12 protein-coding genes are annotated in these 13,840 nt (G+C 75.4%); 4 read left to right on the top strand and 8 right to left on the bottom strand.

The window, feature by feature from the left end:
• Positions 1-106 precede the first annotated feature (106 nt).
• Together IE326_RS36565 and IE326_RS36560 are read left to right on the top strand one after the other, a co-directional pair.
• Positions 107-1,579, top strand: coding sequence for an alpha/beta fold hydrolase (locus IE326_RS36565; RefSeq protein ID WP_190044644.1), 1,473 nt, complete (start codon positions 107-109; stop codon positions 1,577-1,579).
• Between the two features lie 82 nt (positions 1,580-1,661).
• Positions 1,662-2,234 (top strand): YrhB domain-containing protein, encoded by a 573-nt coding sequence (locus IE326_RS36560; protein ID WP_229915834.1) that lies wholly within the window; start codon positions 1,662-1,664, stop codon positions 2,232-2,234.
• A gap of 156 nt (positions 2,235-2,390) precedes the next feature.
• Here the strand turns inward: IE326_RS36560 and IE326_RS36555 are convergent, their stop codons facing one another.
• Genes IE326_RS36555 through IE326_RS36535 form a run of 5 tightly spaced genes read right to left on the bottom strand, consistent with a single transcriptional unit; the run spans position 2,391 to position 7,657 of the window.
• Positions 2,391-3,191, bottom strand: coding sequence for an ABC transporter ATP-binding protein (locus IE326_RS36555; RefSeq protein ID WP_229915833.1), 801 nt, complete (start codon positions 3,189-3,191; stop codon positions 2,391-2,393).
• Positions 3,188-4,198 carry an ABC transporter ATP-binding protein gene (locus IE326_RS36550; RefSeq protein ID WP_150234093.1) on the bottom strand — a complete coding sequence of 337 codons (1,011 nt, stop codon included), beginning with the start codon at positions 4,196-4,198 and terminating at the stop codon, positions 3,188-3,190. The genes IE326_RS36555 and IE326_RS36550 overlap by 4 nt, the downstream gene beginning before the upstream one ends.
• Positions 4,199-4,203: 5 nt before the next feature.
• Positions 4,204-5,073, bottom strand: a complete 870-nt coding sequence (locus tag IE326_RS36545) for an ABC transporter permease (RefSeq protein ID WP_150234090.1) — start codon at positions 5,071-5,073, stop codon at positions 4,204-4,206.
• Positions 5,070-6,023, bottom strand: coding sequence for an ABC transporter permease (locus IE326_RS36540; RefSeq protein ID WP_190044642.1), 954 nt, complete (start codon positions 6,021-6,023; stop codon positions 5,070-5,072). The genes IE326_RS36545 and IE326_RS36540 overlap by 4 nt, the downstream gene beginning before the upstream one ends.
• Positions 6,020-7,657, bottom strand: coding sequence for an ABC transporter substrate-binding protein (locus tag IE326_RS36535; RefSeq protein WP_190044641.1), 1,638 nt, complete (start codon positions 7,655-7,657; stop codon positions 6,020-6,022). Before IE326_RS36535 ends, IE326_RS36540 begins: the two co-directional genes overlap by 4 nt.
• A 141-nt stretch (positions 7,658-7,798) precedes the next feature.
• Between IE326_RS36535 and IE326_RS36530 the strand changes: the two genes are divergently transcribed.
• Positions 7,799-8,965: a LacI family DNA-binding transcriptional regulator gene (locus IE326_RS36530; RefSeq protein ID WP_190044640.1), complete on the top strand. Its 1,167-nt coding sequence runs from the start codon at positions 7,799-7,801 to the stop codon at positions 8,963-8,965.
• Between the two features lie 14 nt (positions 8,966-8,979).
• Here IE326_RS36530 and IE326_RS36525 read toward each other — a convergent pair whose 3' ends face one another.
• Complete coding sequence (locus IE326_RS36525) at positions 8,980-10,614, bottom strand: amidohydrolase (protein ID WP_190044639.1); 1,635 nt, start codon at positions 10,612-10,614, stop codon at positions 8,980-8,982.
• Between the two features lie 205 nt (positions 10,615-10,819).
• Here IE326_RS36525 and IE326_RS36520 point away from each other — a divergent pair, with 205 nt between their 5' ends.
• The gene (locus tag IE326_RS36520; RefSeq protein ID WP_190044638.1) at positions 10,820-11,557 is read left to right on the top strand and encodes a TetR/AcrR family transcriptional regulator; all 738 of its coding nucleotides are present in this window, start codon (positions 10,820-10,822) and stop codon (positions 11,555-11,557) included.
• 72 nt (positions 11,558-11,629) lie between these two features.
• On the opposite strand, the gene IE326_RS36515 is transcribed toward IE326_RS36520, so the two are convergent.
• Positions 11,630-13,276 (bottom strand): IclR family transcriptional regulator domain-containing protein, encoded by a 1,647-nt coding sequence (locus tag IE326_RS36515; RefSeq protein ID WP_190044637.1) that lies wholly within the window; start codon positions 13,274-13,276, stop codon positions 11,630-11,632.
• A 107-nt stretch (positions 13,277-13,383) separates the two neighbouring features.
• Positions 13,384-13,839, bottom strand: a complete 456-nt coding sequence (locus IE326_RS36510) for a MaoC family dehydratase (RefSeq protein WP_190044636.1) — start codon at positions 13,837-13,839, stop codon at positions 13,384-13,386.
• Between the last annotated feature and the right edge of the window lies 1 nt (position 13,840).

The following is a 13,840-nucleotide window of genomic DNA, read 5'->3' as shown; positions in this document are numbered from 1 at the left end:
TCTGCTCTCCCGACCCTAACCACGGGCCCGGGGGTGGAACCTCCCCCAGGGGGAGTTCCTAGCCTGCCGGTGGCCGCAGGGGCCGAGGGAGAACGAGGAGGCGACGATGACGGCGTTCGTTCTGGTGGGGGGCGCGTTCACCGGGGGATGGCTGTGGGACGGGGTCGCGGAGCGGCTGCGGGCGGCCGGGGCCGAGGTGCACCCGGTGACCCTGGACGCCGCACCCGGCGCCGGACTCGGCACGCACGCCGAGGAGCTGACGGCACTGGTCGACCGGATCGACGGGCCGGACGTCGTGCTCGTCGGGCACGACTACGGCATCCACCCGGTGCTCGCCGCCGCCGGCCGCCGGGCGGACCGGGTGGCGCGCGTGGTGCACGTCGCCGCCGGGCTGCCCCAGGACGGGGACCCCGCCCTGCTCCTGGTCCGCGACGAGACCGTCCGCGCCCGGCTCGGGCACGACACGACGCCGCTGCCGGCGCCCCGGGGCGGGGAGTGGGCCCGCTGGGGGAGCCTCGAAGGACTCGCCGGCGAGGACCTCGACCGGCTCGACCGGCTGGCGGTGCCGCAGCCGGCCCGCACCCTCACCGAACCCCTGCGCCTCGACGGCGCCCTGGAGCGGGTGCCGGCCGCCGCCGTGATGTGCACCGCCGACGGGCCGGACCTCGACGCCGTCGAGATGATGGTCCGCACCGGCCCCGTGAGCCTGCGGAAGCTGGCGGGACCGGGTTACGCCTTCTTCGAACTCCCCGCCGGGCACTGGCCGATGCTCTCCCACCCGGCCGAACTCGCCGGTCTCCTGCTGCGGGCGGCGGCGGGCGAGGGCCGCCGCCTCACCCTGGGCGAGGAGCAACCCTCTTACGAGACCCTGGAGTTCCTCCTCCCGACCCGGGAGATCCCCTGCGAGCGGCACGGACGCGTCGACGTGTACGCCCCGGACGGCGAGGAGCGCCGCCCCGCCGTCCTCTTCGTGCACGGCGGTCCCGTCGACGCCGACCGCGTCCCCACCCCGCGCGACACCCCCTTCTACCGGGGATACGCCCGCCACCTCGCCGGACTCGGCGCCGTCGGGGCCGTCGTCGACCACCGGCTGCACGCCCTGACCGACTACGGCCGCGCCGCCGGCGACATCGCCGAGGCCGTCGAGGAGCTCCGGTCCCATCCCCGCGTCGACCCGGACCGGATCGCGCTCTGGATCTTCTCCGGCGGCGGGCTCCTCGCCGCGCACTGGCTGGCGGCGCCCCCGCCGTGGCTGCGCTGCCTCGCCCTCTCGTACCCGGTCCTCGCCGCCCCGCCCGGCTGGGAGGCGGTCGAGTCCCGCTTCCGGCCCGCGGAGGCGGTCGCGGGCAGCGGCGCGCTGCCGCTGGTCCTCGTCCGCGCGGGCCGCGAACACCCGGCGTTCGCGGCGACCGTCGAGGAGTTCCTCGCCGCCGCGGGGAAGCACGGGGCGGACGTCGAGACGGTCGACGTGCCCGAGGGGCGGCACGGCTTCGAGGCCCTCGACCGCACGGAAGCGTCCCGGGAGGCCGTCGACCGCGCGGTCCGGGCCGTGCTGCACCGGGTGACGGGCGGGCGGTGAAGGGAGGGAAGGGGGGAGGGGAGGGAGGTGACGGCGGGCGGGGGCGGGGACGGGGTGAGGACGGGCGGGCGATGATGGGGTGGTGATCTCCAGGGAACGCGCGCTCGCACTCGTCGGGGACTTCCTCGCCCGGGAGCTGCCGACGTGGCGGTGGGCGGGGCCCCCGCCCACGCCCGACCTCTGTCGCGTGGAGGAACGGGCGGTCGGCTGGCTCGTGTTCTGGCGCTCGGCCGAGCAGGCCCGGGGCGGCGGCCCGCGCGGCAGCTTCGTCGGCGGCCACTACCTGGTCGACCGGCACGACGGCAGCCTCCACTTCGTCCCCGCCGTCCAGAGCGGCGACGAGGACTGGGAGGAGCAGTACCTCGTCCAGGTCCGGGGCGTCCGCCCGCCCGACCCGCTGGCCGCCTCCGTGCGCGAACTCGCCCGCACCCGGGGCGTCGTGGCCGCCATGGGCCATCTGCGCCGACGGGCTCCCCGCCTCGGCCCGCACGAGGCGAAGGCGTACGTCACGGCGGTGCGCGACGGGGCGGAGCCCCCGGAGGAACTCGCCGCCCGCACCCGCCCGGAAGGGCGCCGCTCCCTCCCGCCCGTCGAGACGGTGGCGGGCCCGGCCGACCCGGCGGGGGCGGTGGGCCGGCCGGGCGCGGAGGAGTGAGCCCCTGGCCGAGCCCGCCCTGGCCGAGCCCGCCCTGACCAAGCCCGTCCGGTCACCCCGTCCGGCCGTCCGGCCGATCGGCCCGGCCGACCCCGGCTGGTCGCCCTCGCCCGGTCACCTCCGTCCGGTCGCCCTCGCCCGGTCACCTCCGTCCGGTCACCCCCGTCCGGTCACCTCCGCCGGGTCCCAGCCCCGCCGGGGAACGGAGCTCAACAGGAGCCGGGTATAGGGGTGTTCGGGGGAGCCGAGGACGCGGTCGACCGGGCCGGACTCCACCACCGTGCCCGACCTGAGCACGAGGACGTCGTCCGCGACGTGCCGCACCACCGCCAGGTCGTGGGTGACGAAGAGGTAGCCGATGCCGGCCTCGCGGCGGATCTCCCGCAGCAGGTCCAGGATCTGCGCCTGGATCGACACGTCGAGCGCGGCCACCGCCTCGTCGAGGACGAGGACCCGGGGCTCCACGGCGAGCGCGCGGGCGATGGCGACGCGCTGCCGCTGGCCGCCGGAGAGGCCGCGCGGCAGCGCGTCGGCCTCCCGGGCGCCGAGCCCGACCCGGTCGAGGAGGTCGGCGACCCGGGCCGCGCGCCCCGCCGCGTCCAGGGCGGTGTGCAGCCGCAGCACCTCGTCCAGGCAGCCCCGGACGGTGATCCGCGGGTCCAGCGACAGGTACGGGTCCTGGAAGACCATCTGGACGGCCCGGGCGCGCGCCAGGCGCTCCTCGCGGCCGCGGGGCCGGGCCGATCGGTCGTGTCCGTCGAGGCGGACCGTGCCGCCGTCGGCGCGCTCCAGGCCCACCAGCATACGGACCGTGGTCGTCTTGCCGCTGCCGGACTCGCCGACGATCGCCAGCGAACCGCCCGGCGGGAGGACGAACGACACGCCGTCCACGGCCGTGTGGTCGCCGTACCGCTTGCACAGCCCCTCGACGACGAGGCCCTTCTCCCCGGCGGTCACAGCTGGATCCCTTCGTCGGCGCGGTGGCACGCGGCGAGGCCCTCGCCGTGCCGTGCCAGTGCGGGCGTCTCCTCGGTGCAGCGCGCCACCGCGTGCGCGCAGCGCGCGGCGAAGGCGCAGCCGGGCGGGGCCTCGGCGAGCGACACCGGGCGGCCCGGGATCGGGCGGGGCGCGGGCGCGCCGGCCTCGATCCGGGGGGTGCAGGCGAGCAGCCCCGCGGTGTACGGGTGGCGGGGCCGGTCGAACAGCTCGCCGGTGGACCGGGTCTCCACGATCCGGCCCGCGTACATCACGTACACCCGGTCGCAGATCGCCGAGGCCAGCTCCAGGTCGTGGGTGACGAAGAGCATGCCGGTGCCGCGTTCCGCCCGCAGCCGGGCCAGGATCGAGATGACCTCGGCCTGGGTGGTGACGTCGAGGGCGGTGGTCGGTTCGTCGGCGACGAGCAGCGCCGGTTCGGCGGCGAGCGCGGCGGCGATGACGACGCGCTGGAGCATGCCGCCGGAGAACTGGTGCGGGTGGCGGCGCAGGGCCCCGCGCGGGTCGCGGATGCCGACGGCGGCGAGGAGTTCCCCGGCGCGGGCGGTGGCCTCGGCGGCCGGGGTCCCGGAGGCCCGCAGCCCTTCGGTGAGGAAGTCGCCGACGCGGCGCAGCGGGTTGACGGAGGCCCGCGGGTCCTGGAAGACCATGGCGACCTCGCGGGCCCGCAGCGCGGCCAGCCGGGCCCGGTCCATGGTGAGGACGTCGGCGCCGTTCACCCGGACCTGTCCGGCCGTCAGGGAGCCCTTGGGGAGCAGGCCGAGGACGCTGCGGCAGGCCACGGACTTGCCGGAGCCGGACTCGCCGACCAGGCCGACGGTCTCCCCGGCCCGCACGGTCAGGCTGACGCCGTCGAGGATCGGCCGGGCGGCCCGGCCGGCCGGCAGCCGCAGTTCGAGCCCGTCGATCTCCAGGACGGGCGGCGGCGCGGAGGGACGCGCGGAGGGAGGGGGCGTGGAGTGGTTCATGGCGTCTACTTCTCCCGACGGGCGATGCGGTCGGCGAGGCCCTCGCCGACGATGCCGAAGGCGACCACCGCGAGCACGATGCACACGGACGGCGCGAGGGCCGGCAGCATCGCGCCCTGGAGGACGGCGCCCTGGCCCTCGTTGATCATGGCGCCCCAGTCGGCGGTCGGCGGCTGGACGCCGAAGCCGAGGAAGGACAGCGCGGCCAGGTCCATCAGCGCGTAGCCGAAGTTCATCGCGGACTGCGCGAAGACCGTCGGCACGATGTTGGGCAGCAGGTGGCGGACGCACACCGTCCAGCCGGACCAGCCCTGCACCACGTACGCCTCGATGTACGGCCGGGCCTTCTCCTGGCGCGCGATGCCGCGCACCAGCCGGCCCACGTACGGGGTGTACGCGACGGCCATGGCGACGACGGGGGCCGTCATGCCCGGCCCGGTGACGGCGACCAGCAGGATCGCCAGCATCAGGCCCGGGATCGAGAAGACCAGGTCCATCGCGCGGGAGAGCACCGCGTCGGCCCAGCCGCCGCGCCACGCCGCCACCACGCCGAGCAGGGTGCCGAGCAGGGTGGAGACGCCGACGACCAGGAGCGGACCGAGGAGACCGGTGCGGGCGCCGTGCAGCAGCCGGGACAGGATGTCGCGCCCGGACTGGTCGGTGCCGAGGAGGTGGTCGCCGGAGGTGCCGACCAGGCTCGCGCCCAGGTCCAGGGCCTCGGGGTCGTACGGGGCGAGCAGCGGCGCGCACGCGGCGACGAGGACGAGCAGGACGAGGACGGCGACCGAGACCGCGAAGAGCGGACCCTGCCCGAGGAGGCGCAGCCTCCGCAGGCCCGGTCTGCGGAGCGGCACCGTGGTGAGGGTGGTGGTCATGAGGAGCCTTCCCCGGGGGAGAGACGGGGGTCGATGAGCGGGGCGAGCAGGTCGACCGCGAGGTTGACGACGACGAAGGCCGCCACGCTGAGCAGCGTGATCGCCTGGACGACGGCGAAGTCCTGGGCGGTGACCGACTGCACGAGCAGCGAGCCGATGCCGGGCACGTCGAAGGCGGTCTCCACGATGGAGGTGCTGATGAGCAGACCGGCGAGCATGGTGCCGCCGACGGTGACGACCGGGCCCAGGGAGTTGCGCAGCACGTGCCGGCGGACCACGGTCCGTCCCGCGACGCCCCGGGCGCGGGCCACCTCGACGTGCTCGCGGCCCATCTCGTCGAGCATCGCGGAGCGGGTGACCCGGGCCAGCAGGCCCGCGAAGGTGAGGGCGAGCGCGAGGGCCGGCAGGGTCAGCTGGTGGAGCCGGGGCCCGAGTCCCTCGGCGGCCCCGCCGCCCGGCCCGGGGAACCAGCCGAGCTGCACCGAGAAGAGCGAGACGAGCGCGATCGCGGTGACGAAGGACGGGGTGGCGGTGGCCACGCCGGTGCCGATGAGCACGGTCTTGTCGAGGAGGCCGGGGCGGAGCGCGGCGAGGATGCCGGCGCCGACGCCGAGGACGGCGACGAGGACCGCCGCGTACCCGACGAGCAGGGCGGTGCCGGGCAGCCGCGAGCCGAGGAGCGCGGTGACGTCCTGGTGGTACTGGGCGGAGCGGCCGAGGTCGCCGCCGAGGACGCCGCCGAGCCACGTGGCGTACTGGACCACGAGCGGGTCGTCGAGGTGGTGCTCGGCCCGCAGGGCCGCCACGGTCTCGGGGGACGCGGGGCGGCCGTGCAGGAGGAAGGTGACCGGGTCGCCGGGGGCGAGGTGGATGGTGCCGAAGACGACGACCGAGGTCACGAACAGCACCGCCACCAGGCCGAGGAACCGGCCGAGGAGGAAGCGGGTCATGACTGCGCGGCCCCGATCGTCGCGGCCCACGGGTAGTAGAGCTGGGCGATGCCGGTCGGCGCGCCGGTGATCCGCTTGCCGAGGAAGACCGAGTACGGCGCCTCGTAGACCGGGATGACGGGAAGCTCGCGCAGCGCGATCTTCTGGAGCTCGGCGGTCAGTTCGGTCCGCTTGGCGGGGTCGTACTCGGTGTTGGCGCGGTCGAAGGCGAGGTCGTACTCGGGCTCGGACCAGTTGCCGTAGTTCCCGAAGTCGCCGGTGCGCAGGTACTGGTAGAACTCCAGCGGGTCCGGCGTGTTGTCGTAGCCGTTGGTGATGATCAGGTCGAGTCCGTCGCGGGCGGCCGGGTCGACGAAGATGTTGCTGTACGCGTCCGGGGAGACCGGCTTGAGCTCGACCTCCAGGCCGATCTGACGGCCCGCGGCCTGCACGGCGTTGGCGACGACGCTGATCTCGGGGGCCATCGAGCTGGTCGCGACGACGACCTTCTTGCCGGTGGCGCCGGCCTCCTCGATCAGCTTCTTCGCGCTGGCCACGTCGTACGCGGGCTCGGGCAGCGTGTCGTACAGCGCGGCGGTCTTCTCCGGGACGAGCGACCAGGCGCCGCGTGCGGCGGGGGCCTTGGCGGGCACGCCGACGCCGCCGGCCGCGGCCTTGACGATGTTCTTCCGGTCGAGCGCCATCGACAGGGCCCTGCGGACCCGGAGGTCGCCGAGGGTGCCCTTGAAATTGGTGACGGCGAGGTCGGCGGCGGCGGTGTTCGGGCCGAAGAGGAGCGAGCCCTTGCCGCTGCCGCGCAGCTGGGCGAAGGAGCTCGACGGCACCATGTAGCCGCCGTCGGCGGTGCCGGAGAGGAAGGCGTTGGCGCGGGCGGAGGCGTCCTCGACGAAGGTGAACTTCACGGACCCGGACTTCGGGGCGAGCTTGGCGTCCCAGTAGTCGGGGTTCTTCTTGAGGGTGATGCTGTCGCCCTGCGCCCACCTCTCCAGGGAGTAGGGGCCGGTGCAGTTCAGCTTGCCCTTGGGGGTGCCGTAGTCCTCGCCCTCCTCCTTCAGGGAGGCGGCGCTGACGACGGTGCCGGGGGAGGCGGCCAGCATCTCGTGGAAGAGGGCGTCGGCCTTGCCGAGCCGGATCGTCACCTCCAGCGGGCCGGTCTTCTCGATGGTGTCGACCGCCTTGAAGGCGGAGCCCCACGGGGAGCCCGTGGCCGGGTCCATCTGGCGTTTGAGCGAGGCGACGACGTCGTCCGCGGTCATCACCGTGCCGTCGTGGAACCTCACGTCCGGCCGCAGGGTGTAGACGAGGGTGCGCGCGTCGGGCCGCTTCCACTTCACCGCGAGGCCGGGCTCGATCTTCAGGTCGGGGGTGACCCGCAGCAGCTGCTCGCAGACGTTGGCGAGGACGGTGTTCGGCGGGTAGTCGTACGCGAGGGCGTAGTCGAGGGTGTACGGCTCGGCGTACAGCGACCAGGTGAAGGAGTCGAGCGGGCCCTTGGCGGCCGGCGAGGTGGGGGAGACCTTGAAGTCGGCTCCGCCGGAGACGCCCTGCTGGGGCTGGGTGGCGCCGGAGCAGGCGGTGAGGGAGGCCGCGACGGCGGCGGTACAGGCGAGTGCGATGAATCTGGGCGTGCGCATGCAGACCCACCCCTTTACGGGTGTAGTGACGGGCGCTGGGGGATGGAGCGAGTATTGATGCGGGAACGTTCCCGCACAAGGGTTCCGGCAATTTTGCGGGAACGGTTTTCCAATGGTCAGAGGGATGGCAGCATCAGCCCCATGACCGAAGCCTCAGAGCATGACGGAGCGACCCCGGAGCATCACCCGGCCATCGCGGGGCACGACGGGACCGAAGGCCGGCGACGTCCTCCCGGGCCGGGTGCGCGGGGCGGACCGGGCGGTCCTGCGGCACGGGGCGGACCGGGCGGGCAGGCCGTCCCGCGCGTCCGCCTCGTCGACGTCGCCCGCGAGGCCGGCCTGTCCAAGACCACCGTGTCGGCGGCCCTGAACGGCACCGGACGGCTCTCCCCCGAGGTCCGGGAGAAGGCCAGGGAGACCGCGCGCCGCATGGGCTACCGGCCCAACGCCACCGCCCGCCAGCTGCGCGCGGGGCGCGCCCGGCTGATCGGCTACGTGGTCGGCGAGCTGGCCGACACCCCCTGGACCTTCCTGGAGTCGCCGTACTTCGCCCGCCTCACCGGGGCCACCGCCGCCACCGCGCTCGCGCGCGGCTACGCGGTGGTGCTGCTGCCCGCAGGCTCGCTCCAGAGCGAGTGGGCGGCGCTGCCCCTGGACGCCGTGGTCGTCGCCGACCCCGTCGCCGACGACCGGATCGTCGAGGACCTGCTGGCCGCCCGCATCCCGGTCTTCAGCGACCGGTCCGTGGAGGGCCGCCCCGGCGCCCACTGGGTGGACGTCGACGCGGCGGCCGCCGTCGGCCAGGCCCTGGACCACTTCCACGCCCAGGGCGCCCGGCGGCCCGTCCTCGTCGTCCCCGACAGCAGCACCCGCTTCCACCGCGAGGTGACGCAGGCGCACCGCGCGTGGTGCGCCGCGCACGGCGTGCCGGAGCGGACCGTACGGGCCGCCGAGCCCGGCAACGGGCCGGTGATCAGGGCCGTCGAGACCGCCCTGACGAGCGGCCCCGACCGCCCCGACGCCCTGCTGCTGGTCGCCGAGGCCAGTCCGCCGCTGGTCCTGGACGCGGCCCGCCGGCACGGCTACGCCGTCCCCGGCGACCTCCTCCTCGTCTGCGTCAGCGAGGACGAGACCGCCCTGCACACCGAACCTCCGGTGACGACGCTGAGCCTGCGCCCCGACGCGGTCGCCGAGGCGGGGATCGCCCACCTCGTCGCCGTCCTGGAGCGGGGCCTGCGGGAGACCGGCGGAGCGCTCGTACCGGTCAGGCTCGACGTCCGGGCCTCCTCGGTGCGGCCGGGCCCCTGACGCCAAAGGCCGGATCAGGCTTCGTACACCAGCTCGCCGCCGACGTACGTGCGCTCCACCCGGGCTTCGGCGATCTCGTCCGCCGGGGCGGCCAGGACGTCCCGGTCGAGCACCACGAGGTCGGCGAGGTGGCCCGGGAGCAGGCTGCCCGCGTCGTCGTGGCCGTTCACGTGAGCGGTGCCCGCGGTGTACGCGGTGAGCGCGGAGAGCAGGTCGATGCGCTCCTCCGGATAGAAGACCTTCTCGTCCGGGGAGCCGGGGTCGCGCCGGTTCACGGCGACGTGGACGCCCTCCAGCGGGTTCGGGCTGGAGACCGGCCAGTCGCTGCCCGCGGCCAGGGTCGCGCCGGCCCGCAGCAGCGAGCCGAAGGGGTACTGCCGGGCCGCCCGCTCCTCGCCGAGGAAGGGGATCGTGAGCTCGTCCATCTGAGGCTCGTGCGCCGCCCACAGCGGCTGGATGTTGGCGATGGCGCCGAGCGCGGCGAAGCGGTTCAGGTCGTCGGGGTGGACGACCTGGAGGTGGGCGAGGTGGTGGCGGTTGCCGCGCCGCCCGTTGGCCGCGACCGCCGCCTCGACCGCGTCCAGCGCCTCGCGCACGGCGCGGTCGCCGAGCGCGTGGAAGTGCACCTGGAAGTCGAGGGCGTCGAGCGCGGCGACGTGGCCGCGCAGCGCCACCGGGTCGACGAAGCTGAGACCGGTGTTGCCGGTCGCGCAGCCGCAGCCGTCGAGGTACGGGGTGAGCATCGCGGCCGTGAAGTTCTCCGCGATCCCGTCCTGCATGATCTTGACCGAGGTGGCCCGGAACCGGCCCGAGGTCAACTGCTCGCGACGGGCGACCAGTTCGGGGATCTGCTCGGCGCCGCGCTCACGGTCCCACCACAGCGCGCCGGTCACCCGGGCGGTCAGCGAGCCGTCCCCGGCCGCCGCCCGGTAGGCGTCCGCCGGGTCGGACATGCCGTTGAAGGAGCCGAGCAGGGCGTCCTGCCAGCCGGTGATGCCCAGCGAGTGCAGCAGCCGCTGCGCCCGCAGCAGGCCGGCGACCCGGTCCTCCGGCGTCTTGTCCGGCACCAGACGTGCCACCAGGCCGGTCGCACCCTCCTGGAGCATGCCGCTCGGCGTGCCGTCGGCCTCCCGCTCGATCCGGCCGTCCGCCGGGTCCGGGGTGGTGGCGGTGAGGCCGGCCAGCTCCAGGGCCCGGGTGTTCGCCCAGGCGCCGTGGTGGTCGCGGTTGGACAGCAGGACCGGACGGTCCGGGACGACCGAGTCGAGGAGCTGACGGGTCGGCAGGCCGCCCTCGAAGCTCTCCATCGACCAGCCGCCGCCGGTGATCCACTCCCGGTCCGGGTGCGCCTCGGCGTAGGCGCGGATCCGCTCCAGGTACTCCGTGACGTCGACGCTCTCGGTCAGGTCGCACTCGGCGAGCTCGCAGCCGCCGCCCACCGCGTGGATGTGGGAGTCCTGGAAGCCGGGCAGCAGCAGCTTGCCGGTCAGGTCGACCACCTCGGTGCCGGGACCGATCAGTTCGCGCACCTCGTCGTGGCCGACGGCCGTGATCCGGTCGCCGGTGACGGCGAGGGAGGTGGCCCGGCTGCGGGCCGGGTCCAGGGTGAGGACGGGGCCTCGGGTGAAGACGAGATCGGCGTGGGGCATGCGCGGCTCCCTTGCTGCGGTCGCGCCGGAGGGCGCGGGACGGACGACGGCCGGCCGGGGCGCGGGGGCGCCGCGCGGCGGCTGTCGGACGGGGTCGTACCGGCTGCGGCGGCCGGAGGGCACCGGCGCCGTCGTTCGGGTGACGGGCGTCATCGAAGCCGGTGCGCCGTTTACACGTCAATGGTGTTGACGTAAGGTCCCGGCCATGTCCGCACGTGTCGTACCCGAAGGCAGCCGGCAGCGTCGCCGGCCGACCAAGCAGGGCGCCGTCCTGTCCGAACGGCTCATCGTCGACACCGCGCTGCGCCTGGTGGCCCAGCACGGCGCCGAGGCCCTCTCGGTGCGGAGGCTCGGTGCCGCCCTCGGCGCCGACCCCAGCGCCCTGTACCGCTACTTCCGCAACACCGACGCCCTGCTCCTCGCGATCGCCGACGAACTCATCGGCCGTGCCCAGGAGGGCTGGGAGGCGACGGGGGACTGGCGGGCCGACCTCAGGGCGATGGGCCTGCGCATCCACCGCTCCTACCTCGCGCAGCCGCAGGCCGCCCTGCTGGCGGCGCACCGGACGACGGGCCGCCCGCACGAGACGCGGGCGGTCGAGAAGATCCTCGGCATCCTGCGGGACGGCGGCTTCCCCGACCCCCTGGCGGTCCGCGTCTACCACGCCTTCGTCGACCAGGCCCTCGCCTTCGCCGCCCAGGACGCGGCCGCCGCCGCGCTGCCGGAGGCCGCGGGCGAGGCGGACACCGAGGTCTGGGGCGAGGTCTACGGCAGACTCCCCGCCGAGACCCACCCGCACATCGCCGCGACCTATCCCCTCCTCGCCGCCGACATGCAGGGCAGCGGCTATCCCTTCGCCCTGGAACTCATGCTGACGGCCCTGGAGGCCCTGCACCCGGACACCGGGGGAGGAGCGGAGAAGGGCCACACGAAAAGGAAGTGACGGGCCGTCACGCTTTCGGCGCGGCGCGGGGGCGACCCGTCGTGCTTTCGGGGCGGCGAGGGGCGGCGCCCGTCACGCCGTCGGCACGGGGGCGTGACGGCCCACCGCGGCCAGGTCCGCCGAGATCCGCCCGGCCGTCTCCCGCAGCTGCGGCAGGAGCACCGCCAGGCTCTCCTCCGGAGTGCAACGGCCCGCGCCGAGGGCGACGTTGAGCGCGGCGACCACCCGGCCCGTGCCGTCCGGGACCGGCACCGCGACCGACCGCAGCCCCTCCTCCAGCTCCTCCTCCACCCAGCCGAACCCCCGCTCCGCGGTCGCCGCCACGGCCTCCCGCAGCGCGCCGGACCCGGTCAGGGTCCGGGGCGTCAGGGCCTCCGGGACGATCCGGCCGAGCCGCGCGTCCCGCTCGTTCTCCGGCAGGGCCCCGAGCAGCACCCGCCCCATCGAGGTGGCGTACGCGGGCAGCCGGGTGCCCACCACGATGTCGATCCGCAGGAGCCGGCTGCCCGCCACCCGGGCCACGTAGCGGATGTCGTCCCCGTCGAGCACCGCCACCGACGCCGACTCGCGCACCGTCCGCACCAGCCGGACCAGGTGCGGGGTGGCGATGTCGGGCAGGGTCAGGGCGGAGAGCAGGGAGTGGCCGAGCCCGAGGACCCGGGGGAGGAGCACGAAGCCCCCGGGGTCCTCCCGCACGTACCCCAGGTGGCACAGGGTGATCAGCGACCGCCGGGCGGTCGCCCGGGGCAGCCCGGCGAGCCGCGCGAGATCGGTGAGCCGGGCCGGGCCGCGTACGGCCCCGAAGGCGCGCAGCACGTCGAGCCCCCGGGCCAGCGACCGCAGGAACCCGGCCCCCAGCTCCTCCTTCAGGACGTCTCCGCGCGCCCCCTCCTCGGGCGGTACGGCTCCGGGGGCGTGCGCCGTCTGCCCGGAAGGTACGGCTCCGAGAGAGGGCGTCTCTTCCGGCGGTACGGTTTCGGGGGCGGGCGTCTCTTTCGGCGGTACGGCTCCGAGGGCGAGCGCCGCCTCCATCGCCGCGACCGTCTCCCGCAGCGGCGCCAGGGCCAGCGCCTCCAGGGCGGCCGCGTCGCGCCGGCGGGTGTGCCCGGCGACGCTCACCGCGCACACGACGGCCCCCGCCGGGTCCCGTACGGGCAGGGCGACGGAGACGAGCCCCGGCTCGATCAGCTGGTCGTCGACGGCCACGCCCCGCTCGCGCGCCTCCCGCACCCGCGCCGCGAACGCCTCGTCCCCGGCCGGACGGCCGTCCTCGGCGGCGAACAGGGCGCCGGGCGCGCACCGTTCGGCCGGCAGCAGGTCCCCGGGCCGGAAGGCGAAGGCCAGGGCCCGCCGCCGGTCGGCCTGCGCGAGGAAGCGGACCCCGTCGCCGTCGGGCACGGCCAGCGACACCGGCTCGTCGAGCCGCTCGGCGAGCGCGGCGGCGTGCGGCCCGAGGAGCGCGGGCAGCCCGCAGGAGTCCAGATAGGCGTTGCCGAGCCCGGCCGCCCCGGGCGCCAGCAGCAGCGCGCGCCCCTCGGTCCGCAGCACCCCGAGGACGGTGAGCGTGGTCGCGATCCGGTCCACCGTCGCCCGCGCGAGCCCCGTCTCCCGGGCCACCTCCCCGACGCCCCGCCGCCCGCCCTCCCCGGCGACCACGGCCCGCAGCACGGCGAGTCCCCGCTCCAGCGGCCCGACCGCCTCGACCGGCCTCGTCGTCATGGCCCTCCCCTCTCCGTGCCGGATGCGGGAGAACCGTACCCGGCGCGCGGGCATGCCTCAGGGGCGGGCGCCTGCGCGGGGCGCCCGCCCCTGGGAGAGGGTGGGGATCAGGCGTAGAAGCGGTAGACCGCCTGGGCGACGCAGGCAGGCTTGTCGGCGCCGTCGATCTCGACGGTGAGGTCGACGACGACCTCGACGCCGCCCCGGACGTCCTCGACCGTGGCGATGCGGCCGTGGGTGCGGATCTTCGAGCCGACGCGGACGGGGGAGGGGAAACGGACCTTGTTCAGACCGTAGTTGACGGCCATCGAGACGCCCTCGACCTGGAGGAGCTCGCTCCACATGGGGATGAGGAGGGAGAGGGTGAGGTAGCCGTGGGCGATGGTGCCGCCGAACGGGCCGGTGGCGGCCCGCTCCTCGTCGACGTGGATCCACTGGTGGTCGTCGGTGGCGTCGGCGAAGGTGTTCACGCGCGACTGGGCGATCTCGACCCAGGAGCTGTGGCCGAGGTCGGCGCCGGCCCGGGCGCGGATCTCGTCGACGCCGTGGACGGTGAGGGACATG

The sequence above is a fragment of the Streptomyces filamentosus genome, assembly GCF_014654895.1.
GTDB classification, from domain to species: domain Bacteria; phylum Actinomycetota; class Actinomycetes; order Streptomycetales; family Streptomycetaceae; genus Streptomyces; species Streptomyces filamentosus.
This window is presented reverse-complemented; position numbering and strand designations above follow the sequence as displayed.